The 26,532-nt window shown below is 37.8% G+C and carries 23 protein-coding genes; 5 read left to right on the top strand and 18 right to left on the bottom strand.

Annotated elements, in window-relative coordinates:
* Positions 1-115 precede the first annotated feature (115 nt).
* Together ACED29_RS17535 and ACED29_RS17530 are read left to right on the top strand one after the other, a co-directional pair.
* A complete protein-coding gene (locus ACED29_RS17535; protein ID WP_347690925.1) occupies positions 116-451 on the top strand; it encodes a hypothetical protein in 336 nt (111 codons plus the stop codon).
* A gap of 30 nt (positions 452-481) precedes the next feature.
* Complete coding sequence (locus tag ACED29_RS17530) at positions 482-1,258, top strand: hypothetical protein (protein WP_371698229.1); 777 nt, start codon at positions 482-484, stop codon at positions 1,256-1,258.
* 535 nt (positions 1,259-1,793) lie between these two features.
* On the opposite strand, the gene ACED29_RS17525 is transcribed toward ACED29_RS17530, so the two are convergent.
* From ACED29_RS17525 to ACED29_RS17490, 8 genes are all read right to left on the bottom strand, one after another.
* Positions 1,794-2,873: a replication initiation protein gene (locus tag ACED29_RS17525; protein WP_182741292.1), complete on the bottom strand. Its 1,080-nt coding sequence runs from the start codon at positions 2,871-2,873 to the stop codon at positions 1,794-1,796.
* 887 nt (positions 2,874-3,760) lie between these two features.
* On the bottom strand, positions 3,761-6,355 hold the full coding sequence (locus ACED29_RS17520) for a TraC family protein (protein WP_347690927.1): 2,595 nt from the start codon (positions 6,353-6,355) through the stop codon (positions 3,761-3,763).
* A 1-nt stretch (position 6,356) separates the two neighbouring features.
* Positions 6,357-6,950 carry a TraV family lipoprotein gene (locus tag ACED29_RS17515; RefSeq protein ID WP_371698246.1) on the bottom strand — a complete coding sequence of 198 codons (594 nt, stop codon included), beginning with the start codon at positions 6,948-6,950 and terminating at the stop codon, positions 6,357-6,359.
* Positions 6,951-7,133: 183 nt separating this feature from the next.
* On the bottom strand, positions 7,134-8,051 hold the full coding sequence (locus tag ACED29_RS17510) for a hypothetical protein (RefSeq protein ID WP_347690928.1): 918 nt from the start codon (positions 8,049-8,051) through the stop codon (positions 7,134-7,136).
* A complete protein-coding gene (locus tag ACED29_RS17505; protein ID WP_371698227.1) occupies positions 8,048-8,770 on the bottom strand; it encodes a thioredoxin fold domain-containing protein in 723 nt (240 codons plus the stop codon). The genes ACED29_RS17510 and ACED29_RS17505 overlap by 4 nt, the downstream gene beginning before the upstream one ends.
* A gap of 633 nt (positions 8,771-9,403) precedes the next feature.
* A complete protein-coding gene (locus ACED29_RS17500; protein ID WP_371698226.1) occupies positions 9,404-11,272 on the bottom strand; it encodes a hypothetical protein in 1,869 nt (622 codons plus the stop codon).
* A gap of 428 nt (positions 11,273-11,700) precedes the next feature.
* The gene (locus ACED29_RS17495) at positions 11,701-12,813 is read right to left on the bottom strand and encodes a DUF3800 domain-containing protein (protein ID WP_371698225.1); all 1,113 of its coding nucleotides are present in this window, start codon (positions 12,811-12,813) and stop codon (positions 11,701-11,703) included.
* A gap of 291 nt (positions 12,814-13,104) precedes the next feature.
* Positions 13,105-14,184 carry an Abi family protein gene (locus ACED29_RS17490; RefSeq protein WP_371698224.1) on the bottom strand — a complete coding sequence of 360 codons (1,080 nt, stop codon included), beginning with the start codon at positions 14,182-14,184 and terminating at the stop codon, positions 13,105-13,107.
* 708 nt (positions 14,185-14,892) lie between these two features.
* On the opposite strand from ACED29_RS17490, the gene ACED29_RS17485 reads away from it, so the two are divergent.
* Together ACED29_RS17485 and ACED29_RS17480 are read left to right on the top strand one after the other, a co-directional pair.
* Positions 14,893-15,492 (top strand): DUF2913 family protein, encoded by a 600-nt coding sequence (locus tag ACED29_RS17485; RefSeq protein WP_371698223.1) that lies wholly within the window; start codon positions 14,893-14,895, stop codon positions 15,490-15,492.
* 70 nt (positions 15,493-15,562) lie between these two features.
* Positions 15,563-15,721, top strand: coding sequence for a hypothetical protein (locus tag ACED29_RS17480; protein WP_371698222.1), 159 nt, complete (start codon positions 15,563-15,565; stop codon positions 15,719-15,721).
* A gap of 2 nt (positions 15,722-15,723) precedes the next feature.
* On the opposite strand, the gene ACED29_RS17475 is transcribed toward ACED29_RS17480, so the two are convergent.
* Positions 15,724-15,882, bottom strand: a complete 159-nt coding sequence (locus ACED29_RS17475) for a hypothetical protein (RefSeq protein ID WP_371698221.1) — start codon at positions 15,880-15,882, stop codon at positions 15,724-15,726.
* A 569-nt stretch (positions 15,883-16,451) separates the two neighbouring features.
* On the opposite strand from ACED29_RS17475, the gene ACED29_RS17470 reads away from it, so the two are divergent.
* The gene (locus ACED29_RS17470) at positions 16,452-19,535 is read left to right on the top strand and encodes an EAL domain-containing protein (RefSeq protein WP_371698220.1); all 3,084 of its coding nucleotides are present in this window, start codon (positions 16,452-16,454) and stop codon (positions 19,533-19,535) included.
* A gap of 287 nt (positions 19,536-19,822) precedes the next feature.
* Here ACED29_RS17470 and ACED29_RS17465 read toward each other — a convergent pair whose 3' ends face one another.
* The 9 genes from ACED29_RS17465 to ACED29_RS17425 all read right to left on the bottom strand — a co-directional run bounded on the left by ACED29_RS17465 (position 19,823) and on the right by ACED29_RS17425 (position 26,532).
* Positions 19,823-20,308: a hypothetical protein gene (locus ACED29_RS17465; protein ID WP_347690934.1), complete on the bottom strand. Its 486-nt coding sequence runs from the start codon at positions 20,306-20,308 to the stop codon at positions 19,823-19,825.
* Positions 20,309-20,311: 3 nt separating this feature from the next.
* The gene (locus ACED29_RS17460; protein ID WP_347690935.1) at positions 20,312-21,643 is read right to left on the bottom strand and encodes a TraB/VirB10 family protein; all 1,332 of its coding nucleotides are present in this window, start codon (positions 21,641-21,643) and stop codon (positions 20,312-20,314) included.
* Complete coding sequence (locus tag ACED29_RS17455; RefSeq protein WP_347690936.1) at positions 21,643-22,758, bottom strand: type-F conjugative transfer system secretin TraK; 1,116 nt, start codon at positions 22,756-22,758, stop codon at positions 21,643-21,645. The genes ACED29_RS17460 and ACED29_RS17455 overlap by 1 nt, the downstream gene beginning before the upstream one ends.
* Positions 22,758-23,435 (bottom strand): TraE/TraK family type IV conjugative transfer system protein, encoded by a 678-nt coding sequence (locus ACED29_RS17450; protein WP_371698219.1) that lies wholly within the window; start codon positions 23,433-23,435, stop codon positions 22,758-22,760. The genes ACED29_RS17455 and ACED29_RS17450 overlap by 1 nt, the downstream gene beginning before the upstream one ends.
* Positions 23,435-23,719: a type IV conjugative transfer system protein TraL gene (traL, locus tag ACED29_RS17445; RefSeq protein ID WP_182741302.1), complete on the bottom strand. Its 285-nt coding sequence runs from the start codon at positions 23,717-23,719 to the stop codon at positions 23,435-23,437. Before traL ends, ACED29_RS17450 begins: the two co-directional genes overlap by 1 nt.
* Positions 23,720-23,859: 140 nt before the next feature.
* Positions 23,860-24,195, bottom strand: coding sequence for a hypothetical protein (locus tag ACED29_RS17440; protein ID WP_182741303.1), 336 nt, complete (start codon positions 24,193-24,195; stop codon positions 23,860-23,862).
* Positions 24,196-24,307: 112 nt separating this feature from the next.
* Positions 24,308-25,291 (bottom strand): S49 family peptidase, encoded by a 984-nt coding sequence (locus tag ACED29_RS17435; RefSeq protein ID WP_347690938.1) that lies wholly within the window; start codon positions 25,289-25,291, stop codon positions 24,308-24,310.
* A gap of 10 nt (positions 25,292-25,301) precedes the next feature.
* Positions 25,302-25,958: a DUF4400 domain-containing protein gene (locus ACED29_RS17430; RefSeq protein ID WP_347690939.1), complete on the bottom strand. Its 657-nt coding sequence runs from the start codon at positions 25,956-25,958 to the stop codon at positions 25,302-25,304.
* A 13-nt stretch (positions 25,959-25,971) separates the two neighbouring features.
* On the bottom strand, positions 25,972-26,532 hold the full coding sequence (locus ACED29_RS17425) for a hypothetical protein (RefSeq protein ID WP_182741306.1): 561 nt from the start codon (positions 26,530-26,532) through the stop codon (positions 25,972-25,974).

Genomic DNA, 26,532 nt, shown 5'->3' with positions numbered 1-26,532 from the left:
TTACACCTGAATTCATAATGACAGTTCGAATTACGCTGGACTTCAGTAGCCGGTTTTTCGATGCATGTTGTACTAACTGCAAACGTTAAACCACTTTGCAGTTAAGGAACTTCTCGTGAATTATTTAAGCTCGTTTTACCTAGAACCGGCAACAGTAAATGCTATTGATCGATTTTCTAAACAAGAATTAAAAACTGTATTACTTTCTCGGATTATCTATAAGATAATGAATGATATTTTTAGCAAACAAACACTAGCCAGGTTCGATAAATTATATCTCATCAATGGTTTTAATCATAAATTGCAAGTTGACGAGGTTAGTAAGGTTGCTGTCAATAAGCTGCTAAATCGGGATGTTATCGTAACTCTAGATCATCAATTACTTAATGACGCTTGGAAAAAAGTTTATTCGGCCGGTCTATGCCCCACGAATACTGATGTTAGTCATTAAGCATACTCTTCACATTTTACAGGCAACCACATGATCCACTTTGATGTAAATGTCATAACTCAATTTATTTATGCCTTTTCAGCATGTTTGTTTTCATTCATCACCATTGTTTACGTACGAAATATGTTGGCAGAAATTACTAATAATATTGCTTACAAGGTTTTGGGCATTGTCGGTGTGCCTATTCATGAGCTCTCTCATTTGACCACAGCGCTATTATTTAATCATAAAATAGTTGACTTTCAGTTATTTAAACCTAGTAGGGATGGTTCCCTTGGCTATGTTTTACATAGCTATAACCCATCACTATTTTCTCCTATTGCTAACATGTTGATTGGTATAGCACCGCTTTTTGGAGGGACTTTAGCTTTTATAGGTGTGACAAAATGGTTACGACCAGATGTGTTTGATTATTTTGCAACTTATATTGAGTTATCAAACGTGCTGAATGGCGATTTAAGCGGGTTTTTAAGTAAATTGACATCTATGTTAGATATTATCTTATTTTCTTCCACAAACGTTTATTTAACTGCCTTATGGGTGTTTGTTAGTAATTCCCTTGTTGTTTACTCTGTTCCGAGTAAAGCAGATTTCTCTCAAAGTAAAATAGGGCTCCTTTTAATCATCGTCATTATTCTATTGTTAAGTATATTGATGCCTTCGTTCCTTGAGTCGATAGGGGGCCTTATTTTATCACTTAGTGCAATATGGATTGCAATTGCACTTTTACACCTGGTGATCCTCTTAGTTACATTCATGGCTGTTTTTGTAACTCGGTTAATCTTCCAAAGTGGTAATAGACCTTAATGTTTTTAAATTCAAAATAGAATTCTCTTATAATAGATATAGGAAATATAAAGAATATAAAAGATATAGATCTATAGGAGAGACTAAAAATCTAACTTTCCATATGTAAAACAACAACTTAAAACGCCATAATTATGTAATCATCAACAAATCTTGTTTTACTCGATCAATTAAGTGTTGATAAAGATCTAATATCCGTTTTTAACGATCATTTACTTAGTTTTCGAGATCATTATAACGGCTTTCAAGATCTTTTATTTGTTGCTAGTTATCCACAAGATTAAAAAATAGCCAGATAGTTTGTTATTCACTCTAAACACCCACTAAATTTACATTTTGTTGTCTTATCCGATCATTAATTTGTTTCCACTTTTACATTTTTATGTTTTTTGGGCCTTTTTTTTAGTCCTAAGCCTAGGTAGTAAAAATATTGGGATCATTTAGTTGGCAACAAACGGATCTTTAAGTTGGTGTATACAGATCACTTTTTGGGCCATCTAAAGATCAATATTTTGTTGTTAAGGCGAAGAGATGATTAATAACCCACTTTAGATTTGGCTTTCATTTGCTTAATCTTCTCTAAAAACTTCAATTTATCATCTTTAGCTTTTTGTTCTGGTTCAATAACTAGCGCCGCCTCACGCTCGTTAATAACTTCATAAATCTCATTAGCCGTAGTTGTATCTTCAAACACCATATATGCTTCAGCTAACAAATTCAGTTCTGGTATTGTCAGCTTTTCATTCTTAAGATTTAACTTCGTTTCAAGCTCCCTAATAGTATCTTTAGCTGTGTCTTCGCTCATTGAAACTTTATGATCAATCCATTTATAGTGAAACTTTATGCCGATTGTAACTCTACCTTTTTTTATTAGGCTATAACCTAACTCGCCTTTATCGCTTTTGAATAAAACTAGCTCGTGCTTACAAATTTCGTTGATTTCTTGAAATGAATCTGAGATGCAACGTTTTATGAATACACCAATAGGGCCTAAGCTTTGGTTTCCTTTACTCAGGTTCCCGTTTTCGTCGAATAGCCCGAAATATCCTTTTAACTCATCGATTGTTAATGGTCGTTGATAACCCTCTTGCTTAAATCGAGATAAGATTTCATAAAGTCGCTTACTGTATGATTTCTTAAGTTTGTACAAAGGTTTACGATTGATTAACGCATACCCTTTCTTTGAGTAATCGATATATTGTTCTTTTAACTCAGGGTTGGGAATGATTATTAGCTTTGCATTTTTATATTTGATACGAGCAAGAATAGGTATGTAATCCCATTCGTCAGTTTCGCTATTAGTAAAGCCTACCGTTCGGGTCGCTAATCGATCAGCAACCGGGCTTAATGTCGAGCTTAAATGACTCGATTCAATATCAAACCAATCCGAAAGGATTTGTGCAGGGAATTCATATGATGGTCCAGATTTTGATTTCCAATGATCTTCCCTCATGTGAGCGACCATCAGATTAAAAATATTTTGCTCATGGACAGAGAGACGTTGCCGCGAAAAAATCAATTCATGAGATTTCTTAAATACTTCTGGCATTGATTCCTGCAAGCCTAAATCTACATGTTTTTGTTTTGGTGCGTTGTCTTTACTGTTGGATGTCATCTTCTTACCTTATTACCCTATCCATTGATAAGTATTTAAGCTTTAGCAATATTACATGTATTTGTCATATCAGCAAACAATTTATTGTTGTTCAGACGGACAGAAAATTGTTGTCAACAAATACAGGATTACGTTGTATGTCGTTACATTTTTCTGTTGTATTAATCGCTGAATATTGTTGTCGCTCGTTACTAAACATTGTTATTCAAAATTGCAGGAATTTGTTGTCAAAATAGCGCATATGATGTGTTAGTAAGGCGTTTAAGTTATGAAGTCCTTATAAAAATCCCATAAATATACATTCATTTTCCGCAAATCCGATTATTATTCTCGCGACTAAACATAAAGATATGTTTAGTTAACGTGTTGTAATAAAACATAAAACATAAAACTAGCAACTAATAGATCATTTTTATGTTGTTAAGATTACATAATCTTGGCATCTTTATTATATATTTCTGTTCAACCGATGTGATAACCGTTCTGTTAATAAATCAAAAAAATGACACAAGTTGCTGATTAATATGATTTAAAAATAATATTTTACCGCATGTTTGTTTTTTTAATATTATTCCTTTACATTTCTCCATATGAAAATAAACCATATAAAACAGTGTTTTAAGTTAAATTCTTTATTTCAACAACAAAAAAGTGATCCTTTGTACTCAAAGGATCATTTTATTGGTAACGGGAATTCTTGAATTTAACACCTAAGATACTGATTTAAAAATATTAAAGTATTTCCGTGTTATAGATCATAATAGTGTGCAACAACAAAAAAATGTATTAATTGGTTCAATTGCACCAAAAAACAGTAATAGTCATGCTAAATGCAACATAAAAGTGATCTTTAACCGGTATTCAGTAATATTCACTCATCTTAAATTCTAAATTTTATGTTTCTCTAGCACTGATAACCTTGCGGCCTCTTTTACACCATTACCTCTTGCCCTGTACTTTTTCATTAACTCGCGATCGTCGGCATCGGTTGAGAAAATCATTAACGTTTCAGGCTCAAGCTCCAATCGGCAAATCTCACTCATTTGCTTGTGGAAAATCATGATTTCTGAATATGAGCCCTTTTTAGTATGAACCGTTTTCATTTGCTCAAATTGCGCGTCAGAAGCTGTAAATGATTGAGTATTTTTAATCTTATCTACAGAAGAGGGGTCTTGCCCCAGGAACAACTTCCAGTCAGTATTGGCTAAGATAGCTTGACCCACTGCATTGCCGGTAGCGTCCATCAAGTTCTGTGTAATAACGCCACCCGACGCACGTACTTTACGAAACTTACGGAAAGCGGCTTGCAAAAACTCACCGACGAATTCAATCAGAGCGCCCTTATCGCCATCTTTATCACCGGCCATCCATTGCCAAGCTTCTTCAAGTAAGAATAAACTTTTGCGTGCAGTACCACCTTGGAATATTTTGTGCTGAATTTGATTTATCACACCAAGAATGACCACCAGCTGTAAATGCAAATCATTCTGTAGTTCTTCTAGCTCAACGACGACTAGGCGGCCATCAAAGTCAATTGCAGGGCGCTTGTCTGAAAACAAATGGCCATATACGCCGCCCTCAGCAAATATCATTAACTGTTTGCCGATCTGTCGCATGTATTCTTCAGGATGTTGTAAGCAACGCTCAACAAAGATAGTGACCGTGGACTTTTGCCCTAATTCATTCCACATGCCCGTGAGCATTGTCATCATTTCTGCTCGTTGGACTTCTGTCACGCCATGTTTTGGTGCCGCCATCGCTTTAAACATGGTCAATATCATTGGCCCTTGACCAATATCGCCTGTCCATTGATGAATAGATGGAAAGGGATTGAGCGAATATTTGAAATTGTTATCGAACGAAATAAACTGACTGTCAGTGAACATTTCTGCTAAATTTTGATATGAACGGCCACTGTCTAAAATAAACACTTGGGCCCCATCATCAAATTCTGGCAATTCATATAGCTTTTGATGTGGTTTTCGTAACAGTGATCCCCCAGGCTTAACTCCTGAGTTTAAATAACAGTTCACAATGTAGTTCACCAATACCGACTTACCTGAGCCGGTTGCCGCACTGAGTAAAAAGTTATATCCGCCATCAGTCTTAAATAAGTCCCAAAAGAAGATTTGGCCGTTACGCGTAGATAGCGGAACTATAGGCAAGTTTGTATTGCCCTTCCAATTACTCATATGGGGAGTCAAAAAAACTAGTGCTTCTGAGGAGTAGGTCGAGTGGCGACGATAATTTGAATACCCTTTATCCATCATGCAAGGGATGTTTTGTAAGAATAGAGGACCCGTTAATACTGACTCTGGAGTAAATGTAATTCGTTTCGTTTCAAAATAACGCTTCATTTTTGCTAATGAGCGTTCACTTCTTTCCGCTGAGCCTGAAAAGATAATTACATGGGTACCAGAGTGGGCGATTTTTGCCCCGCGCTGATCTATCTCTGTCCAAAGCTGGTCATAATCTCGCTTTTGGTCCGCTAACCCTTGGAACCACTCTAAAATTTTACCTTTTGCTTGGCCTATTAACCATTTCCTACCATTGGCTATGTCACTTTTTGCTTTCCCTTGCTCAGGATAATGAATTAGCGTCGAAATCATGAATGGATCACCATGAGCAACCCCACCTGACATCCAGTCACCCACTAAATCAAACATTTGCCCATAATAAATTTCATCAGGTAAAGACGATAACGACATGATTTTTATGTGTGTTTGATTGTCTGTTTCAAATTTTACTTGCCCATCGGATTCAACTTCTTTAGGTTTGCCAGTGATAATACCGTTGGGGGTAAAATGAACTGTATTTCCATCTTCAATAATTTGTTCTGAAAAGGTCTTACAAGCATTCGGTTTAACATTGCTATTACGCCAAATAGCATCTTTTGATGTATTCATTAGCATCTGAAGACGCCATAACAAATTATTAGGTGCTAATTTATTCGGTGCGAACCCAACCCCTTTTAAACTTTCTTCAATATCTAAAATGAGCGTGCGAAAACGTTTTTCTTCACGATCATTGGCAAGTAGTTCTGCTGTAGGTACTCTTACAGTAAACCAAAACTCAAAATTACGTAGACGTGCACCATTATGCATGTCTTTATGCACCTTACTTTCAAGGTCTTGAGCTAACGATTCGGCCATCGATGTGGTGAGTTCATTATCATTACCCATCAACCGATTACCACGAGTCGTTTCATATTGATTAATGAAGTAACTTATATCTGGTATAGCAACTAATTGAGCTTGGATAGTCGTATCAGCTGGATAATCCTTTTTAAAAATGGCATCCAATGAGTTTTTTAATTCTTCATTGCAACCAGGAGTTGGCTGACAACAGAACATGACGGCCATGCCGCCACCTTCCATGATGTAGTAATCCGATTCATAACCAACGAAACCAAACATTTCATCAACTTTGTCATAGTCTGCTAGTTTGCGAATTTTATTAAAATAACTCGAAAAAACACCCATATTACTTTCCTTGTCTTTCTGTTACACCCAAGCTGTTATAACCTTGCTTAGAATGAGATTGTCGGCGTTCCTCTTCTTGGGTAACTTGCTGGATCTGTAATGGAACTATTCGGCCAGGACGGTCATTCGCTTGCTCTCCCACTAACCATTTCTTAGGTGCAACTTCGACATATACAAATCCTGGCATGTGCAAATCTCCATCACTGTCCGTCCAAGACGCAACAAGAATACGCATCGTTTTGGGTTGCTGCAGCACGGCTAATGGTTCAGGTGCTAACGCCATTGGTGATTCTCTATGAACCATTAATTGACCATGTTCATTTTGCACACCCTCAACCGCCCCAAACGTCCTGTTTGTCGGTTCTTCGATTAATTGGGCTTCTGGTAATGTGTCGTGCCTTATGTGCGTAAGAGGCTCATATACTTCGTTATTTTTATTGTTTTTTCCTATATTTGACGATGAAGCAGGTTGATTTACGACTTGTACACTTTCTACTCGTATCGGATTTAATGAATCAGAGTCAAAAGTATAATCCGTGCCTGATGCTGGTTTAGCTTCAGCATCATCGCCTGTAGTGCTTTGAATTTTCCCCATCGACACATTAAGTCCTTCTAGACTACTTCGATTGTTTGTTAGGTCGTGTATTTGACGCGCTGATGAACATGTCGCACCCTTTGTATCATTTGGACAGGCGAATTCACTCTCACCTACCTGTAAAGCACAGCCAGAAGAAAGAATGCTTAACGTGAAAGGGATCAATAGGGCTAATTTATTCATTTATTGTTGCTCCGTGACATCGGCCATCGCGTCGGCCATAACTTGTTCGCTTGGGGATTCAATCACTTCATTTGAGGGGTTTTTAACAACAGGGATTTTTTTCACTGTTTTAGCTGATGTTTCAGTAGTTTCAGCCACCGGGGCTTTGGGCAGGTTTTGTAACCATTCAATCGGTTTATCAGGTAAGCCAGCAAAGCGTTTGCCATCAATGCGAACAAAATAAGGGATCTTGCTGATGTCTAAATATGTCGCCATCAACATAGGTGTCATCACTTTCTTTAAATCTGTTTCATCACACTCGCGTTGCGCGATATCATTTGCATCGCCCGTCATTAAGACTTGCAGTGAATCTACTGTCGAATACCCACACCATGCTTTCATAGATGGCGTAATTGACCCTTTGTCATGCGGCATAATAATCAAATCTAAATTTACTTTGCTCGGGTCAATGTTCATTAAAAACTCTTGAGACTGTTTAGCTGTTGGGCTAACAAATACACGAGCTTGTTTTTTTAATGATGGATTGCCAAAGGGGATAACCGCCATTTGGTCCATTAGCGTGCCGTTAGCAAAGGTATCAAGATGTAATAACCAAGAATCTTCGGCTTGCTCAACCGTTTGCACTGGCGTCATTGACCATAAATCTTTAATGTCACCTTCTATTAGGAAGCGGCCATTGGATGAAACGAATATTGGAGGCTTACCTTTAAGCTGAATCAGCATGACATTTCTAATCGGCAACATTCGCACATTTTCTACATCACCCAGTTCACTCATCATTTTTTTCACATCTTCTGAAAAACTCGATTTTATATCTGATTGGGCTTCTTTTAATTTGGCCGCTTCTTCAAGATCAAATGCCATTATTGACGGACTACAAAGCAGCATTGCTAACGTCAATCCTGTTATTAGCTTCATCCCGCATTCTCCAGTGTTTGTAATAATTGCAGAGCAGGTCGATAGCCTGGCACCATTTCGCCATTTGGTAAGATGATGGCGGGTGTACCATTAATGCCTAACGATTCACCAATTTGATACATTTGGTCTACTGGGGTTTGGCAAGAGCCTTTAGCTATTGGGATATCATTCTTAGCGTCAGAGAGGGCTTTGTTGTGGTCTTTTGAACACCATACATCCTTCAACAGTTTGTCCATTTCGGAGTTAATACCGCCACGAGGGAACGCTGCATATGCGATGGTGATGCCTAAATCGTTGTATTGTTCGATTTCAGAGTGTAGTTTTCTGCAGTAACCACACGTTGGATCAGTGAACACAGTGACGCGATATTTTTCATTTTGGGCAGGGAACACAATGAGTTCATCTTGAATGGCTTCCATTTGCTTATTGGCAAGCTCACGTTGTCTTACCGCGGTTAAATTAAGTAACCCATCTGTAAAGCTATGAAGCGAACCTGAGAAAATATACTCACCGTCTCGAGACACATAAAAAATGCCTTTTTCTGACTCTAATTGATAAAAACCTGCCAGTGGTGAATCACTAACTTGATTGATTTTGAAAGGTAGTAACAACTCAAACTTGGTTTTGGCCTCTGTGGTCGTTAAATCAGCCGCAAGTGTGGGGGCTGACATTACGACCGATAGAACAGTTGCCAGTATTTTAGTGTTTGCTAGTCTCATATCTAAACCCTAATGATTGAATTCGGGATAATTATGTCTTACTTTTTTTTTTGCCTTGTCGTTTCAGTGTCCCAAAGGGCACCTGAAACGAAAAACAATTAAAATAGTGGTCATTTTTGTAGAAATGGATAGTTTGAGAGGTATGTATGAGTGAAGTAATGGAGTAGTTTACTGAACCTGTTTTGATGACAGCGGAAAATATATTACCAGACCCTCTATTTTAAAGTGATGGAGCGGTATTTTATCCAACTTTTCTTCGTTTAGACGTTTTATTTTTCATTTACAAGATGTGCGTTTAGATTAAAGTTTGATAAAAAACAAGGCTACCTTGAGCGGTAACAGTGCTATAGTTTGATAATTTATCTGAGTAATAACATCATTTTTTTATAATAAAAAATGTTATTTTCAGGCTCATTTTTGGACAGAAATGAGTCAACGACTTTTCTAAATTAGCAAAAGATAGATTAATTCAAGTATGGCAAACTCCGATCGGCAAAAGGTATGACCTGCCCCCAATTAATTCACTAAGTTAAAGATTTAGATCAGATGATTCATAATCTCAAGAAACAGCACAAAGCCTGTGCTGTTTAATTTTATTATGCTCAATTAGTTGTATTGCCCGATATGAATAAGCTACATAATCTCTGGCAAAGGTGGTTTTTCTTTACCAATACGAGCCTTGAAGTTATGAATATCCGTTTCGAAACTTTTGTCTTCTGTTTTTAGAGCAAATTCTAACATACCATCTGTAAATCTAGTTAGGTTCAAAAGATTTGATATGCGCTCATGCTTGAGGATTTTTCCATAAAGTAAGTTATGATCTATATAATCAATAGATATAACAGAAACATAATCATTGTATTTTAGGTATCTTGCATTAATTCTTTGCCTATGTGCAAATTGAATCCTACAATAATCTCTTAATATCAACCCACAACTTTCAATTAATTTAGATGAATCGCCAAGCTCATATTTTTGAGCAGAGTTTAATATTTTATCAAAATGATATGACAATGATAAGAAATCTTCCTTACTGAAGTATTTTAATGCATCACTTATTAAAAATTTGTAGTTCTTCTCTTGATTGTCAATTACATCATTTAGTAAGTTATTTAGCATTTCCTCATCAAAATTTAAAGTATATGTTTCACTATAAAGTTCTTTAAGAAATTCAATAAAATCCTTATATTCTAGTTGGAAGTCTAGGTTAGGGTTATCTATAATGTCCAATTCTACTGGGTATGTTTCTGTAGGAACTTGCAGTTTCTTTTTGTGTATAGAATTTAAGTTATATTCAAGATATGCTTCACGTCTAATCGGTGACGTTGAAAGTGTTAGAATGAATTTGTAAGATAGCTCTGAGTCGTTTAGATAAGTGACAATCAAAATGACTGTCGACATAATTTTCTTTTTTAGCAATTGATCAAAGTTGGTGTGCGTCACCATATTATCAAGCACATTACAAATGGTTTTAATTAGTCTTTCTTTCTGATTGCTACAAAGAAGATAATACATACCATCGACTATATTTTGTACTATTTGAAAAGAGTTGTGAAAGCACTCGTCTCCGAAAATTAAATCCAGCGCGGTTGAATATGCACCAGATGTTATTTCTGGATAATATTTTAATATAGTGTGGTCATTAATATACTCGTATAGTCTATCATTATCTTTATCATCTAACCTCATCGATGAAAGCTCTTTCCTTCTAGACTCAATCCACTCACTAGCTTTGATTTTTTCATTTATTTTTGTTCGTCTTTTAAAAATCATTGGTGTGTAATCTGGAAGATAATCAGGAGAAATTTTCTCTCCGAAAACTGAAATTTTCATTTCATTTTGTAAATCATAATTATCTTCAAAATACTCAGTGGACTGAGATATTATAAATCCTATATTATCATAGTGAGAGAAAGGTTTTCCCACGTTACCACTATTTGGTTGAGTCCATGCAGGGAAGGCTGATTTAATTTCCGTTCCTTTGAACTGAATAACTATTTTCATAGTTTTCATTGGTTCATCATTATTGATGTAACCTATGATCTGACCATTACTTCGTTGAGTTATATCTTCATTCTCTAATGCCTCATCAATTGCCTCGATGACAGCATTTCTATCAAAATGCTTAGGGAAAAGAGTTTTCCATAGGTAGCCAGATTTATAATAATCGTCTGGATACATTGTTATTTTAGCTGCTTTACCCGAAAATAAGTCTCTGGGTAGCCTTAACGTGATAACTCCATTGCTAAGCTCTCTAGCGTAATACCAGTATTTGTGAATGTTACTGTTGAAAAAGTGTAAGTGAGAAAGTTCTTTGTTGTAATTATTTCTAAAGGTGTTCCATCCGCTACAGGAATGTAAACCACCTCTCAGCACAGTCATATTGTCATCACCTTGCTGAGTTCTTACTACAAAGTTACCTTCATAGACATGCGTGATAGCCTCTTCGCTAAGTCTTAGTTTTTTACCATCTGACTGTATATATTCTTTAATAATTTTCATATTTCAATAAACTTTTGTTAAACACTTGAGATATGATTTGTTAATTGTAATCTTTACTATGAATACTGTTAGGGAGATATACATACGAATCATATAGTTAGTTGAACCAGAGGAAATTGATGCTTCACCTCCTCCAGTACACTTTGTTGCATAAGGAAAAGTAAGTCAATTGATGCTGAGGAGTAGCTAGTAGAAAAATGTCGAAACTCACAATAGGGTAAAGGCGAGTTATATTTATAACTCGTCGATGGACAAATGTTTGCCAGAGGCTTTCTTAAATTAGCAATTTATGGATAACCACAGGTATGGAAAGTCGTTAGCTTTATGTCCAGTATCAAAGGGGCAGATCACAACTCTATCTGACACTTTCATTTTAGAGCTAAACCAAACCTGACACTCTGTTTTGTGCCAAAAGCAGACTTTAACCCTTAAAAATTTACGCCATGTAAAAAATGGTTATGTCTTCGTTGCTCTCCCTCGCTGCTAACTACATTAAAAAATCCTCTGCTAACATCGTCTGAAACATCAATGATGTGTTTTAACGCAGAAAGTGTCTTAAATTGCTTGCTAGTTAAGCCTGTCTTATCAAGCACTAATTGCTCGTCATTTACATCTTTTAAATAAGAAAAATACTTACCTAAAAAGCCTGCGATAACATCAGATAGTTGAACAGCCTCTGAGCTGTGGGATGTAACGAATTTATGATTCTGTATTGGCATGCCATTATCAGTTAACGGGAAATCTTTAACGTCATCCTGAATACTTTTTTCTTCATCAAATATGTGAATGGAATTTTTAAATAGATACAGTTTTTTTAAATAAAATACCATAAAGCTATCGATCAGTACTCGACCATGAAAACCCGATATGAACGGTAGATCTTCGATTTTCAGAGATTCTTTAACCAAATTTTCGAGTACATTCGCTCGAAAATCAGACAGCATACAACTGTGCATGAATGTAAAATCGATAAGCCATAGGCAAAACTCATGAATTTTTTCTTCTGGAATATCTGGATAGTTAAATTCATGTAAAGCATTAAGAAAAACATCAGAGTTGCTATTGGCAAGCTCATAAAAATCGCTCTTAAGTGACATGTGATTCATGATATAAAAAGGATGATGTAACTCACCAATAATAGAATCAATAATGTCAGTAATAGACCAGTATATGATATTAAGATTCAAATAATGAATGTAGAATTTGTTATCGATGAGCCAGTTTAGAATAATTAGAATTTTATCAGATTTAAGCATATCCAAAAAATCACCCTTAGCAATATGCTTTAGCTTTAGCTCCTGGGCACTTTTTTGAAGATTAAGCATTTTAAATAGAGTTGAATAATCACTGCCAGTGCTTAACCCTTTGTGCACTATGCCTGCAAGGATGAAATTATCCGTCTTTTTAACATTAAAACCAGAATTTTTTAAATATAACTTTCGGATGTTATTCGTTTCATCATAATAAAACGTATAGATTTCATCAGTATTTTTAAGACCATTATGCTGGATGAGCATCTCTCTAAGTTTATTGACATCCATTTCATTCCCCTTATGCAATTCTCAAAAGAAGGTCAATTCCGATATTTATCCGTTTATCTTTATGAACTGATCCAGTAAAAGTGGACACTTTGTCTCATTACTAAAATTTGGTCAACTTTTAGGTGAAGGCGCCAACATCTATTCCAAAGCTAAAACGTAATGGGGCATAACTGTGCCAGATAAAGTGGCGGGCACGAATCTGGGAATAAATATCAGATTTAAAGGTCTAGCTTGGTTTGGATTACGACAAATAAGATGAAGTATTTAGCACCTATTTAACACTTGTGAACATTAATTAGGTGAAATAGAAATGTCTAGAGCTAGAGGGTTCCGTTTGGGATCTTTTGGTGGTGCCCCCACAAACCTTACTTTATCATTTGTTTTAAGGTCAACGTGACCATCAGGCAGCTTAATTTTAGATTTTGGTGTAAAAAAAATCTGACTTGAAGTATCACGAATGAATAGGTGGCCATCCTTGGTAACTGAAATTATCTCGCCTTCTCTCGTTTCATCAATTAAGCTCAGATTAGCCAACAGATCTTCAGCTGGCATATTGTCTAGATCAACAGGCAACATCATCATCTGAGCGAGTGTTTCTATTTTACACAGTTCTTTGATTCGCTTGTGATTATCCACCATGGATAGCAACTTCGTCATGGATGGATTTATCCAGTTAATTACAGTGATGCATCGTTGATAATCATTGATAACTTTATTAATAACGGACTTGGTATCAAACTGGCTATTAGTTTTCCACAAAGGTTCATGATGAGCTAAGCGATTACGAAGTGTATTGATATATTTTAACTCATCTCGGATCTCATTGATGCCAAGCGGATTACCTTTACGAGTAGCGTTAGGAAAAACATCAGAACGAATTGGAGGCCAGAGTATTAAACCTGTTGTATTTTCGGGACTATTTATACTATAAGCTTTATCAATCAGTGCCACCCAAAATCCCAGTGTTAACTTTGCAATGTAATTCTCAGGAGTTCTTGGCTTATTTTCAGCCTTGAGTTTATTCTTAACACTATTAATGATATCTACAGCAGTTTTATTAGTTTCGGAGGTGAATGCCATCCTAAACCACATCTCAGGATTTCCCCTTACAGGGGCAAGGATATTTGCAGCTGTTGATTGAGCCGTATCAGCTTGAATGTGCTTCTTCACATAGTTAAGGTAACTGTCATATATTGCATTACGCAGCGATATTTCGATAGTGTGAAGAACGCTTCCCATGACGCTGCTTACTTCTTGGTTCCATAAGTAAGCCCCTAAAGCGGCTTCATCCGTTTTACAGCCAACTGGCGGGGTAAGGTAAGTGGATAGACGCTGAAGAGATAAAGATGACTTTATTGATTTTATGGTCATAACAGGCTGATTTTTGGTGATGTTTAATACGACCTATTATACATGGTTACCGGACAGGTTTAATATCAAATTTTTTCTTGACATAGCTGTCCTAACTAACCTAGACTAGTTATCAAGAAGTGCGTTTCCCGCCCGACTTACACAGTGAGGGCTAGGTCCTACTCAATTAAGTTTGATGTCCTAGTACCGAAGAATTTCAAAAAAAGCACCATTTAGGTGCTTTTTTTGATCCTGAAATATCCTCAACAAAACGTCACCATACGCCTATCAGCCTTGTGAACACATACCACTATAGGTTTGCTTTTGTTGCTATCATTAGCTTTTCTATGGTAAATCCAGTTTAGCAATCTGTGTTTGAGTCTTTACTCTAACGAATAATGGGGCAAAAGTGTGCTGATCCTTAACCCGCACATTCACCAAAAGCGCAAAAAATATCATGTACTATTATATAAACGCACACAAGAAAGCGCTTATTCATTTTTGCAGTCTATTTAACATGTAATGAATATTGTGTGCATCGCGTTATGGACACTCAATTTAAATCACTATCAAATCCTTCAAAATCAGAGGTTTACTTCCGTTAAAATCAAAAAAATCAGAACTCAATAATTGGTCAATTTAACCACTTTGTTTGTTCTGCTAAAAATAGCCCTCAAATGCTTAAAATTGGTAAAATAATTCATTCTTTGTCTACTAAGTTGTGCGCACTTGGATACTTACTATATTTTAAATGACGTTCTTGATAACGCACTCTTACATCTCTATTTGAGCGTGGCTGAAACAGAACGCTTTACCCCTAAAGCAAGGCGTAATGAAATTTTGGTTCGCTATCTAAAACCAATGATAAAAGATAAGCGCTATCAGCAAGTAAAAAAGGAATTAAAGAGTTTGGTTGCGCTAGGGCGTGTAGCGTCATGTGACTTAGAGTTAAAGCTTATTGAGTTTAATGAATTGCCACAGCGTTATGATTTGCAAGCGACTAAAGCTAAACAGTTGTTTGACTTATTGACGCGCATTGAAACTGAGTTATCCCTTCCCACTCGATTTCTAAATGTTGTTGATAATGGTGTTAAATTACCTAATACCATTTATATGTTACAAGAGCATATTGAAAACGGATTTACCGTAGCTGGTGAGCAGGTTGCTTCTGTATCACTGTTTTTAGAATCTGAGCATGTCATCAGCCTATTTAATTTCATTAATGTTGATGGCTCATTTATTGCCGAAATGTCGCAGCACAATATTGATGCAAAACAAGGTCATATTTTGCTGCACCCTAAAAAGCAACAAAAGGAGGGGAGCTTTTGATTTTAAAACGTTTAGTCATAGGTGCTGTTGCGCTCCTTCCTTGTTTAATTATAGCATCAAAGTGAACTAAATGTTTGATTCATTTGAAGGGAAAAAAGCCACGCAGGAAGGGAGATGCGGGAGGAAATGGGTATGTTTTATTCCTCGTGTGGATCAGTTTGAGGTAGAGTTGTTGGGCTTCGAAGTTTTAAATAAGCCAATCATCGCTCATGACTGGCAAGCAGAATAAAATTATCCCTGAACAGAATGGGCTTTTTGGATAGTTTTGTTTTGAGACTCTGTCGCAGCGACAATAACGCGCTTATAAACCTTGTTTTTATCACCCGCAGATGCATTACGAACAAATCTCGCAAGTGGTGAGGTAGCATTGTTGGCTTTAGAATCAATCATCACACTTCTCCTAGTGCATACTAGCACCTACAATTTCTCTTACAACTTCCAAAGTGTACGCTGGATCCAAATATCTGAGCAACAGTTTCATTGGCTGTTATCTGGTTTTTATGTGCTGGGACATCAGCATGTGAACGGCTTGAGTTGCAGTTAATTGATCGTCATTGCAAAGGCAGTTTTCGATAATTATATCACTGTTTTGCCCTTATCGAAGGGCCATTTTTGTATAATGACACCATGAAATTAAGCCCCGACCACTTATACAACGACGTTGATTTTATTAAGTAATTGTTGCTTGAGACGCTGGCGGCTCAAATCGCTGAGCTTAAACACTCGGTGCAGCAGTTACTGGAGCAATTTCGCTTAGCTCAGCAAAAGCGTTTTGGGCGAGCAGTTAAAGCCATGACTATCAAGGAGAGTTGTTTAACGAAGCTGAGTTGATGAGCCTGCTGAGTTAACAGCAGATGCTAATGTGTATGTGTCGGAGTAATTCACTATCTATACTGTACTGGTTTTGATATGTTTATTAACTTTTATGGTGATTTGGCGATAGTCATTATGGAGTGCGAATGGTAAATAGTATTGCACAGAATCGTAAATCTCGAATTCAATATATTGTTTTAGCCGTCGCCAGTTATGCTCTTGCAGCGCTTGGATGGATTTTTTTATCAGATCAATTGTTATTGGCATTTACAGACCCCGAAACTGTGTTTCGTTTATCCCTCGCCAAAGGTTTTTTCTTTGTATTTACGAGTGCGTTTATCTTTATTTTTGTTTTGAATATGGTTCCCGATCGTCATCAATCTCCATCCAGTAATCTGCTGGATACCACTTTTTCTCGCGCTGTATCTACAAGTCATATCTCTTGGCTTAAATATGTTGCAATATTAGGCTTTACGCTTATTACACTGTGGTTTGCAAGTTCTCTTTCGGCTGAGCAGCACCAGCGCTTATTGCTGTTGATCTTCATGTTGCCTATTTCATTAAGTGCAATTAGCGGGGGCTTCGCTCCAGGGCTCACCGCTACATTTTTCTCGGTCTTGTGTATCTATTACCTTCATCCCGCATCCAATAATCTTGACAGTATTTATTCAGTTGACTGGTTACAGCTCATTAGTTTGAGTGTTTACGGTATAGTTATTAGTGCTTTAAGCGGCTATTTGCGTGCTTCGTTGCAAAAACTAAATGTCAATCATCAATTACTCGACTCTGTAGTGTCTCAAACAACTGATGGTATTTTTGTGAAGGACTTAGCGGGACGTTATATCTTGTTTAACAAAGGCGCTGCTGCTTTTGTCGGTAAAAAAGTTGATGAAATCTTAGGGAAAGTTGTTGCTGATATTTTTGATGCAGAATCAACTCACTCTATCCAAGAAAAAGATAGAATGGTATTAGCGTCTGGAATGGTTACTACGCATAAGGAATATTTGCGTATACATGAAGTTGCCACAGTGTTTCAGGTAACTAAAGGTCCTGTGTTTGACGCTAAAGGAGCTATCTGCGGATTGTTCGGGATTGCAAGGGATATTACAACTCAAGAAAAAAATGCACAGCATCTACGCATTAGTGAAATGGGATTAAAACAAGCACAACAGTTGTCTGGTATTGGCAGTTGGGAATGGGATTTAGTCACCGATCTACATACTTGGTCTGAGCAGGTTTTTGTTGTTTATGGATTGCCCTATAAGCAAGTTGTACCTCCCATAGATGATGTACAGCAATTATTTACGCCAGCCAGTTGGAAAGTGCTAAGGACTTTGATCCAGCGATGTGTGGATACCGGGGAAGAGTATGAATGTGAAGCGGCATTGATGCTTCCCGACAGTTCTCACCATTGGATTATGGCCCTTGGTCAAGCGCAGAGAGATCATCAGGGTAAAATTATTAAATTACACGGCACGGTACAAAATATTACTTGGGCGCGACAACTACAGTATCAATTGAAGGCGCAGACCGCTCAATTACAACGGGTTATTCAAGGTTCTGAGCAGGGCTTTTGGGATTGGAATGTCATAACTGGTGAGGTGCAATTAAGTCCTCGATTTGAAGCAATATTAGGTTACCAAGCCGGTGAGATGCAACTAACGGTTAATAATTGGCGTCAATATGTGCATATCGAAGATGTACAAAAAATAGAACAACAAGTTTTACAACATCTAAGATATAAAACGAACAGTATCGAGTTTGAGGTTCGTGGCATTAACAAAACTGGCGAGGTTTGTTGGATATTGTGTAAAGGCCGAGTTGTAGAAGAAGACAGCCAGGGTAGGGCGTTGATGATTTCGGGAACTCAAGCTGATATCACTCTTCTAAAATCACATGAGGCTGAGTTGGATCGTGTCGCAAATTATGATGCTCTGACAGGATTACCAAATCGTCGCTTATTATTAGATAGGTTTCAGCAGACAATTGCGCATGCTAGCCGTAATAGCAGTTTCTGTGCTGTATGTTTTATGGATCTTGATAGCTTTAAGGCGGTAAATGACCGTTATGGTCATGGAATGGGCGATCAATTATTAGTTGCGATAGTGGATAATGTCTCTGAGGTGGTTCGTCAGCAAGATACATTTGCACGGGTCGGTGGCGATGAATTTGTTATTTTGTTTGAAATTAAATCAGAGGAGGAATGTACTCAAGTGTTATTGAGAATCCTGGCGGCGGTTGACCAATCAGTCGTTCTGGATGATGTTAGTCTGCGTTTAAGTGCGAGTATTGGCGTCAGTTTATATCCTGAAAATGTTGATCCTGATATTTTGTTGCGTCATGCTGATCAAGCTATGTATATGGCCAAAGCAGCAGGAAAGAACTGTTTTCAAATGTTTGATCCTAAAATTGAACGTAATATTATTGCTCGTAGAATTTGGTTAGAAGAAATTAAATCTGCTTTTGAATGTCATGAATTTGAGATGTATTATCAACCTAAAGTAAACCTTGCCACCGGTAAACTTATTGGGGTGGAAGCCTTAATTCGTTGGAATCATCCACAGCGAGGCATCGTTGCTCCGAGTGAGTTTTTACCCGATATTGCAGGTACGGATCTTGAAATTACGTTGGGTGAATGGGTTATCAATACTGCTGTATCGCAATGTCATTATTGGCATATGAATTGTTGCCCAATAGAGGTAAGTATTAACGTGAGTGCTCGGCAGTTATTGGCCGAGAACTTTTGTACGTTCTTAAAATCTACGTTTATTAAATTTCCCAACTTACCTAAATCAGCTATAGAAATAGAAATTTTAGAAAGTGCTGCCATTGGAGATATCGCATCAGCAATCGAGATCATACAGGAATGTAAACGTTTAGGCGTCCATTTTTCCCTTGATGATTTTGGTACGGGTTATTCATCGTTAACATATTTACGTCAATTACCCATATCGACTATAAAAATTGATCAGAGTTTTGTGCGAGGGATGCTTGATAGCGAAGATGATTGGCGAATTGTCGAGGGCGTTATCCGTTTAGCGTCAGTGTTTAATCTTAATGTGATCGCCGAAGGCGTTGAAACGATTGCTCATGGTAAGAGTTTAGCTGATTTGGGTTGTCATTTGTGTCAAGGCTATGGTATTGCTCGGCCTATGCCAGTATGGGAGTTTGCACATTGGTACGAGGGCTGGCCAGTTCAATTTCAATTGTTGACATCCTCCCAACACTAGTCCGGGAAACGCAGCTATAGTAGAACACCCTATACTGCATTGCAGCCTTAAGTGAGTTTACCTTGCAGTTTTTCAAGGGAACCTGCTTCATAGACCCTAACAATTCAGTCTCTCCACAGGCTAACAAGCGATGTTCTCGCTCTAAAATATTAATAACCGCATTTGATATCAGCATGATGTGAACGTCTAGCAAACCACACCTATTTTTAAATTCCATGGTAACAAGCCGTCGATATCAGGTTCTAGTTTGCTAGACGGTCACAGTAAATCTCTTTAGTGGGCATTCTCTATTGAGTGGTTATACTCTTCGTTAATTGTTCCAATATTGATTTTTGTAACCGCTCTCGTTCCTCATACTGCGCTTGATTTTTTACCCTAGGATTTTCTATACCTAACTCATTTAAGCTCTGTCGCAATGTTTCTATACTATTCAATTTCAATGCGTATTTAGAATCTTTAAACTGTAATACGTCATCATTGATAGCGATAATATTGCTTTTATCGAGTAGGATTTTCAGAATATCAATGTATTCAAGTTGCGTCGGCGTATCGTAACCCGCCAAGGCAAAGTGTTCTGCCATCACTTTTGTATTAATGGTCCTGACTTCAGGTTTGTTTGCGTTGGCTTGTTGCAAATGTGAGATGGTATTCAGCAATGGTTGCATCTTGTAATCGATAACACTGTTCACAATGACTACCACCGTCAGAATACATAACATGATAGTCGCTATGGTTTGCCACAATGGGCGGTTTTCCATCTTTTTAGCAGACATGGGCTATTTCCCTATTTTTAAGGCAAGACCTTTTTGAACAATAAAATCAACTTCACGACCACCAAGGACTTCGACTACCGGCCAACTGGCATCAACCATTTCTAAGTAATATTTCGCAATCATATCGAACGAGGTACTCGCGCCATTTAACGCAGCAGATTGCCCCATACTGGCCCAATTTGTGCTTTGAAATAATGATTTTTCGCTGGGACTGGTATTGACCACGTTTACCGCTTGTGGTGATGCGGCATCAGATAAACCTGACAAAAAACCAGCAGTCATCGCGTTACCCATTAAATTACCAGATTTACTGACCAACGTGCCATCGATGCCGTTCTTACCGTCACGGCCAACTGCATAGGCCATCAACGGTACTTCAATCGCTTCATTATCTTCAGTAATACAGGATATCGCCTCAGCTCGAATAAACGCGCGGGATGTAGCTAAGTCACCAATACTGGTACCAATTACAACACACTCCCGAATATCTAAAGTGTAATTGTTCGGCATTAACGCTTCTTGCTTAAGCCTTATCAAAACGGGCATAGGCATTTTACTTTGTTGGCCTCCTGATGTTGGCGCATCAACACCATTTATCAATGTACCCGTCAATATTGAGCCTGCCGATAACCAAGTTGATTTATATTTTTTATCATCTACTTTGTTAGGATTGACGCCATTATCAACCTTTGAATCATTCTGTACGGTTTGCGAGTTTTCCGAGACTGTTACCATGCTAACGTCTTGTTCTTCAATATGACCCGTTTCTTTAACTGATCGCACTTTACCTTGAGTGACGGTGCGTAAAACATTCCCTTTTACCAATGGCTGACGAGTAATTATCTGCGTTTGTGGACGTTCTACAATTTGTGCAACATTCCCATTTTGATCATGACGAATAATGGTGCCATCACCTTGGTTATTGCCATTACCAGCACCTTGAATGTCCTTACGGTTTAAAATTTCACTTTTTAATTGGCTTATGACTAATTTTTGCTGATTAATTTCATTTCTGAACTTAGTCATTTCCATTTCAATTTTCTTTTCGCGATCTTTCAGTCTATTTTCCTGAGCATACGCAGCAACTTCTCGGTTTTGAGCATCGGCTGACAACTGGTCAAATAGCTCCTTGGTCTTCTTTTCCTCCATCTGCGAGACTTCTTCAACGGAAAATAATTCAGTTCCATTATTCGTAGTGGTGACATTTGCCGGTGCATTCGATGAAGCAAAGAAAACAGGGACTAAGAAATACAAACTTATTAGTGATACGCCCAAAATAATAATTTGCCGCTTCTTGGGATCTCCCCAAAACTCTTTAATTGCTATCTTTGACATTAGTTAACCTCCCGCATCAAGCCCAGCTCTTGTGCGCTAATCTGTCTACGACGGTTACTTTTTTCCATCTTCTCAATATAAAGTTTATCTCTCACGATATAGACTTCAGTTGACTCACCTGGCTGCAATATCGATTGGTCAATAAAAGCAACTGCCAAGGCATCACGACTTAAGCATTGTTCTTCTTTAATTTGATAGGCATATGACGTTTGGTTGTACATCACCACGACATCGATATATTCACGTGAACCAGCATAGCGTTGCGCTGTTTTTTGTCTAACTGCAACGGAACAAGGCTGTCTTAACGTGTTGGGGATCTCAACCGACTCAGTAAAACCCTTTGGGATGCCATTTTGAGCAATCGGTAATAACATCGATTTAAGGCGTGACACGTGTGAAGCCGTATTGAGTTGTTCATTATGAATATTGGCCAAATCATCGATTTTTTTTAATCTCTCACGTTCTCTTTTACGTTGGCTCATTAAGTATCGCTGTTCACCTGTTAACTTTACGTCCACATTTACCATTGCCGGTGGGTTATTATCTGGTTGAAGCACCAATGAGATTGCCGTTTCAGGCAAACCTTCTTCATAAACCATAATGCCAACAGGGGTCATAGAATTGGTGGTGATATAAATGTAACCGTTAGAGGCTTCAATTATCGAGTCTTCGTCTGATGTACGGATCGCCACCATTGAGAAGTTGGTTTTAATCCGATTCATTAATCCTGCAGCAATGGCCACGGCAATATTTTCACCGGGCTTGAGTGAATAATTTTGTACAGGTTTATAGCTTGCTTGCAATGCGCGTCCAAAGCTTGATTTGTCACCATCGGCCAAAATTCGACCATAATGGTCTACTTGCTGCGGTGCTTTGACTGGCTCATTATCAGGTACAGCTGACTTCAGAGAATTAAAAATGTATGAAACAGGACTATCGGCACTATTTTGATCGATATAGTCAGAACTCAGTCGCTGATTAGACGTTTGTACAGGTAGCGAAAATTCATTTACTGGATCTGATGACACTTTAGTGGAAGCGCCTTCTGGTGCACTTAAGACGGACTGGCTTATCATTGCACTGAATATAATCGACAGTCTTATGTATTTTTTCATTATTTAACGTCCTTAACTTCTGAACCTGATTCTTCTAGATCTGCGCGCATGTCTTCTGTTAACTCTGGAATAGTATCGGCTGCTGGAACAACACGTTGTCGCGTATTTGGCTTTCCGGGATATTGTTTAAAATAGGAAATCTTGGGCATACCACTGGCGACGCCTATTCTAAATTCATATGTCCATGTTTTAATTAAGTGAGGTTGCCCCGGCAAGGTGATTTCTCGTGACCCCCAAATCCAAACCACATCTTGATGCTCGTCAAAATAAACATCATCAATGGTAAAGCGTTGCTGGAGTTTTCTTGCGCTAATAATGGCAATTTGACGATCTATCTCATCTTGGAATTGTTCTCTTAAATTGGGCGTAGCCGCCGACATAAAGCGTTCTTTTACAAAATTAATATTGGATTTACTAATATTACCGATCAATTCTGCAAAGGCGATTGCGTGACCTCTTTTAAACGATGCGTTAGCCCAATCCCCGCGTACTTCTATTACTTCGGTCATAGGCGCATTGGGTAATACGACTGAGCCCGGTTCGAAAAATGCAAACTTAAATGCAAATATACAAATCCCAATACTCAATAATAAATTTGATAAAAGAGTCACGTTTCGTGTGGTGATGGCATCTATGAGCGATTTTCTTACATCATTTGCGTTTTTTAGAATTTCCATTATTTAATGAACTCCCGTTTTAGTGGATCTGGAACGGTAAAGCCAAGTTTGAGAGGCATCACCCCCCAATACCAAAGCACATGCTCAACAAAGCCTCTGGGATGGTTTTCGTTAAAGTAACTGGTGATTTTGAAATACATAACAGCAAAGATGGTTGATTCAAATACTGCACCAAATGTATAGCCAAGCCCAAAGGCTGTTGCGATTGGAATAAATTGATCTAAGGTAAAAAACAATACCAATAGTGGTTTATTTACCCGATAAGGAATTCTGTAAGTTGCCATGTTCTCCCCACCCACCGATTAATAATGAATTAGGTTTATTGTTACATGAGTTATCAGTGTTTTTACGACGGTTCAGGTGCCGTTTGGGACGCTGAATCAAAAAAAGGCGCAAATAATGGCGCCTTTTTGATTTATTTGGATTAGATTGTACCGGTCAAGAAGATGTTGATGATGGCGACTGATTGGCTTAATAACATGCCACCAATAAATGCACCTACAGCCATATAGTAGTTCTGCTTTAACACATTAAATAATGCTGCAAAAAATGCGAGCAGGGTAATAATCTTACCAGGAGCACCGTCCGCCCAGCCAGATAACTCAGTCCAAATTGAGGTAAAGGCTGTACCGCCAGAACCCGCTGCTGAATCAAACGACAACACCATAAAAAGAACACATAAAACTAAGAGGACTAAAATGCCTTTCTTATTTAATGCGTCTTGGCTTGCTACTGTCGGTAAGTTAAATGTATGTTCCATTTTTTTTCCTCAAGGTTTAGTGATTTCGATATTATCGTACTACTGTTTTTTTGTAGGCCACCTCGTTTCAGCGTCCAAAACGGCACCTGAAATGAATTTCTCAAAAAATAATCTATTTGAATGGATTTTTTATAAAGGAACCAAGGCTAAAACTACTCTTAGAATAAATCTTATAATCGTCTCCAATTATCTTCTCTAGCGCTGATTTTACTATTACGGGGTTACTCGTTGCATCTATAAGACCAGTCTTTACAGCGTCATCTCCTGTCCACGCCAAACCTGAGAACAACACGTCGTAATTTATCTTTAATTTATCTGCTCGTGCAGCGATAACATCGGACTTAAATTGCTCAAACACGGGTTCAATTAATGTCTCTTTTGCTATTAAAATTTGCTCTTCGTCTATGGCTTTCCAAGGGCTAAGCATGTCCTTGTATGGTCCAGACGTAATAACTGTACTTGTCACACCGACTTTCTTTGCTAATTCAGACCAGTTGATACTGCTTAATCTGACACCGATATTTCCAATCAGCGAAGCTCGCTGACCTATAATGACATCAGCATTGATGATCGACTGTATACAGGCGGAAGCGCATTGTTTAGTGACAACCGCTACGATTAACTTTCGTGGCTGCGTTTTCACGTCGATATCACTCTCAAAATTTTCATTAAATGGAGTTGTGGGATCTTTAATAACACTGAGAATGTTTTTAGCTACTTCAGTGTCGATTGGATCGTTTGATTGTTTGTACTGAACTATTAACTCATTAATAGTTTGCGAGTCGGTGGGTGAGCCACCCGGTGAATTCGCTTCGATAACAATCAAGCTTGATTCATCATTGGTCATAGCGTCTAAAAGATGAGTCGCAATTTTCTGGCCATCCCCTACGTCACTATCGGCACCTATTTCACCACTGATTTGGATCACTGCTATATGTGATTCCGATGGTGTAAAGAAGCCGACAATATTGCCTAAAAAACCTAACAAGATAATCCCACCGAGTAGGGATAACTTCCCATAATTAGTGCGCTTATAAACCGTTAAGTATTGTTTTAAAATACCGAGTGCTTCGTGTTCTGATGCTGGATTAAGCATATTCAATTTCCTATGCAACTTTCATATAATTTGAAATGGTGTTTCGACATGCCAAAGCCGTTAGCATTAACATCACTACTGGATACCAAGGTGCCTTTTGTCCAAGAAAGTTTGGAATTAATAAATAACAAAAAGTAAAAACGAGCATGTATACAATCGAGCGAGTCCAAATCCGTGACCCTTTGATTGATATCTGCCTAGGTTCATACATCCGGATTTTTCTAATCATATAACCGTCATAAATTAGTGCGATGAATAAGGGCAGCATGACCCATATCCAATACTTCATCATTGAAACTCTATAGACCATTTGGTATGACAAAATATGAATGTTATTCACTACACGCTCGAGAATGAAATCTCCTTTAAATTTCTCAACAATCTCCTTTACCTTGTAGTTTCCTTTTGGTAACAATGCATTTTCTATTGCTTCCTGGACCCCATTGTTGATGTAGTTATTGGTGTAAATGTTCTTCACTTGTAACGTTAGGTCTAACCACTGATTCTCATTGATTAATGACGATAGCGATTTCACCTCTGTTTCCATTTCTCTCTGAAATATCTGGCTGGGAACTGAGGTCAATATCACTAAAATACTAACGGTAAAAATCAGTAAAAATAATGAAAGCAATTTCGATATTCCATGATCCCTAATTAGCTCTGACATGATAAGCGTCCTCTTAGCAATGTTCTGTGAGTGAATGGCTCAAAGAATAAACACTTTGTCGAGTAGGTAAGGGCAGACCTAGCAAGTTAAGCACTCGGCGATTAAATACGTGTCGGGCGAGTAATAGCGAGATAGCCTCATTCGATAATGTTGAGCGTTTATCTATATGTTCGACTTTCAAACAGTGACATTTAGTGGGTTTGGTTGGATCATCCCCAAAGCAGTCACATTTTTTGTTTTTTCTTTTCTCATTTAGAGACGAAACCTTAAACTCTTCAAAAGTCTGTGAAATACAATCCCAGTGAATTGATTCTTCATCATCTTTTTTTAAGCTGACTTTAAAATAAGTAACCTTATATAAATCGTACAAAATCGATTCAGCAAACTTTGTAAACTGGAGTTCTAAACCCTTTTCGGACTCCCGCTCCCATGCCAGCATAGCCTTGAGCAAAATGATATTGATAATTGGCGTTGAGTGAAGCAGAAGATATTTGGTGCCTCCCACTAACCGTTCTAATGAATTGACGATTTCCAACGCCCCTTCATGCTGTGAAGTAATTCTAGAAATATCCAT

The sequence above is a fragment of the Shewanella sp. 5S214 genome (assembly GCF_041439795.1).
In the GTDB taxonomy this organism is placed as follows: domain Bacteria; phylum Pseudomonadota; class Gammaproteobacteria; order Enterobacterales; family Shewanellaceae; genus Shewanella; species Shewanella vesiculosa.
This window is presented reverse-complemented; position numbering and strand designations above follow the sequence as displayed.

Bases quoted from the DNA above. Each gene is read 5' to 3' on its own strand.
- ACED29_RS17530 (WP_371698229.1), top strand. From the start codon at position 482: ATGATCCACTTTGATGTAAATGTCATAACTCAATTTATTTATGCCTTT.
- ACED29_RS17525 (WP_182741292.1), bottom strand. From the start codon at position 2,873: ATGACATCCAACAGTAAAGACAACGCACCAAAACAAAAACATGTAGAT.
- ACED29_RS17520 (WP_347690927.1), bottom strand. From the start codon at position 6,355: ATGGGTGTTTTTTCGAGTTATTTTAATAAAATTCGCAAACTAGCAGAC.
- ACED29_RS17515 (WP_371698246.1), bottom strand. From the start codon at position 6,950: ATGGGGAAAATTCAAAGCACTACAGGCGATGATGCTGAAGCTAAACCA.
- ACED29_RS17510 (WP_347690928.1), bottom strand. From the start codon at position 8,051: ATGAAGCTAATAACAGGATTGACGTTAGCAATGCTGCTTTGTAGTCCG.
- ACED29_RS17505 (WP_371698227.1), bottom strand. From the start codon at position 8,770: ATGAGACTAGCAAACACTAAAATACTGGCAACTGTTCTATCGGTCGTA.
- ACED29_RS17500 (WP_371698226.1), bottom strand. From the start codon at position 11,272: ATGAAAATTATTAAAGAATATATACAGTCAGATGGTAAAAAACTAAGA.
- ACED29_RS17495 (WP_371698225.1), bottom strand. From the start codon at position 12,813: ATGGATGTCAATAAACTTAGAGAGATGCTCATCCAGCATAATGGTCTT.
- ACED29_RS17490 (WP_371698224.1), bottom strand. From the start codon at position 14,184: ATGACCATAAAATCAATAAAGTCATCTTTATCTCTTCAGCGTCTATCC.
- ACED29_RS17480 (WP_371698222.1), top strand. From the start codon at position 15,563: ATGTTTGATTCATTTGAAGGGAAAAAAGCCACGCAGGAAGGGAGATGC.
- ACED29_RS17475 (WP_371698221.1), bottom strand. From the start codon at position 15,882: ATGATTGATTCTAAAGCCAACAATGCTACCTCACCACTTGCGAGATTT.
- ACED29_RS17470 (WP_371698220.1), top strand. From the start codon at position 16,452: ATGGTAAATAGTATTGCACAGAATCGTAAATCTCGAATTCAATATATT.
- ACED29_RS17465 (WP_347690934.1), bottom strand. From the start codon at position 20,308: ATGTCTGCTAAAAAGATGGAAAACCGCCCATTGTGGCAAACCATAGCG.
- ACED29_RS17460 (WP_347690935.1), bottom strand. From the start codon at position 21,643: ATGTCAAAGATAGCAATTAAAGAGTTTTGGGGAGATCCCAAGAAGCGG.
- ACED29_RS17455 (WP_347690936.1), bottom strand. From the start codon at position 22,758: ATGAAAAAATACATAAGACTGTCGATTATATTCAGTGCAATGATAAGC.
- ACED29_RS17450 (WP_371698219.1), bottom strand. From the start codon at position 23,435: ATGGAAATTCTAAAAAACGCAAATGATGTAAGAAAATCGCTCATAGAT.
- traL (WP_182741302.1), bottom strand. From the start codon at position 23,719: ATGGCAACTTACAGAATTCCTTATCGGGTAAATAAACCACTATTGGTA.
- ACED29_RS17440 (WP_182741303.1), bottom strand. From the start codon at position 24,195: ATGGAACATACATTTAACTTACCGACAGTAGCAAGCCAAGACGCATTA.
- ACED29_RS17435 (WP_347690938.1), bottom strand. From the start codon at position 25,291: ATGCTTAATCCAGCATCAGAACACGAAGCACTCGGTATTTTAAAACAA.
- ACED29_RS17430 (WP_347690939.1), bottom strand. From the start codon at position 25,958: ATGTCAGAGCTAATTAGGGATCATGGAATATCGAAATTGCTTTCATTA.
- ACED29_RS17425 (WP_182741306.1), bottom strand. From the start codon at position 26,532: ATGGATATTTCTAGAATTACTTCACAGCATGAAGGGGCGTTGGAAATC.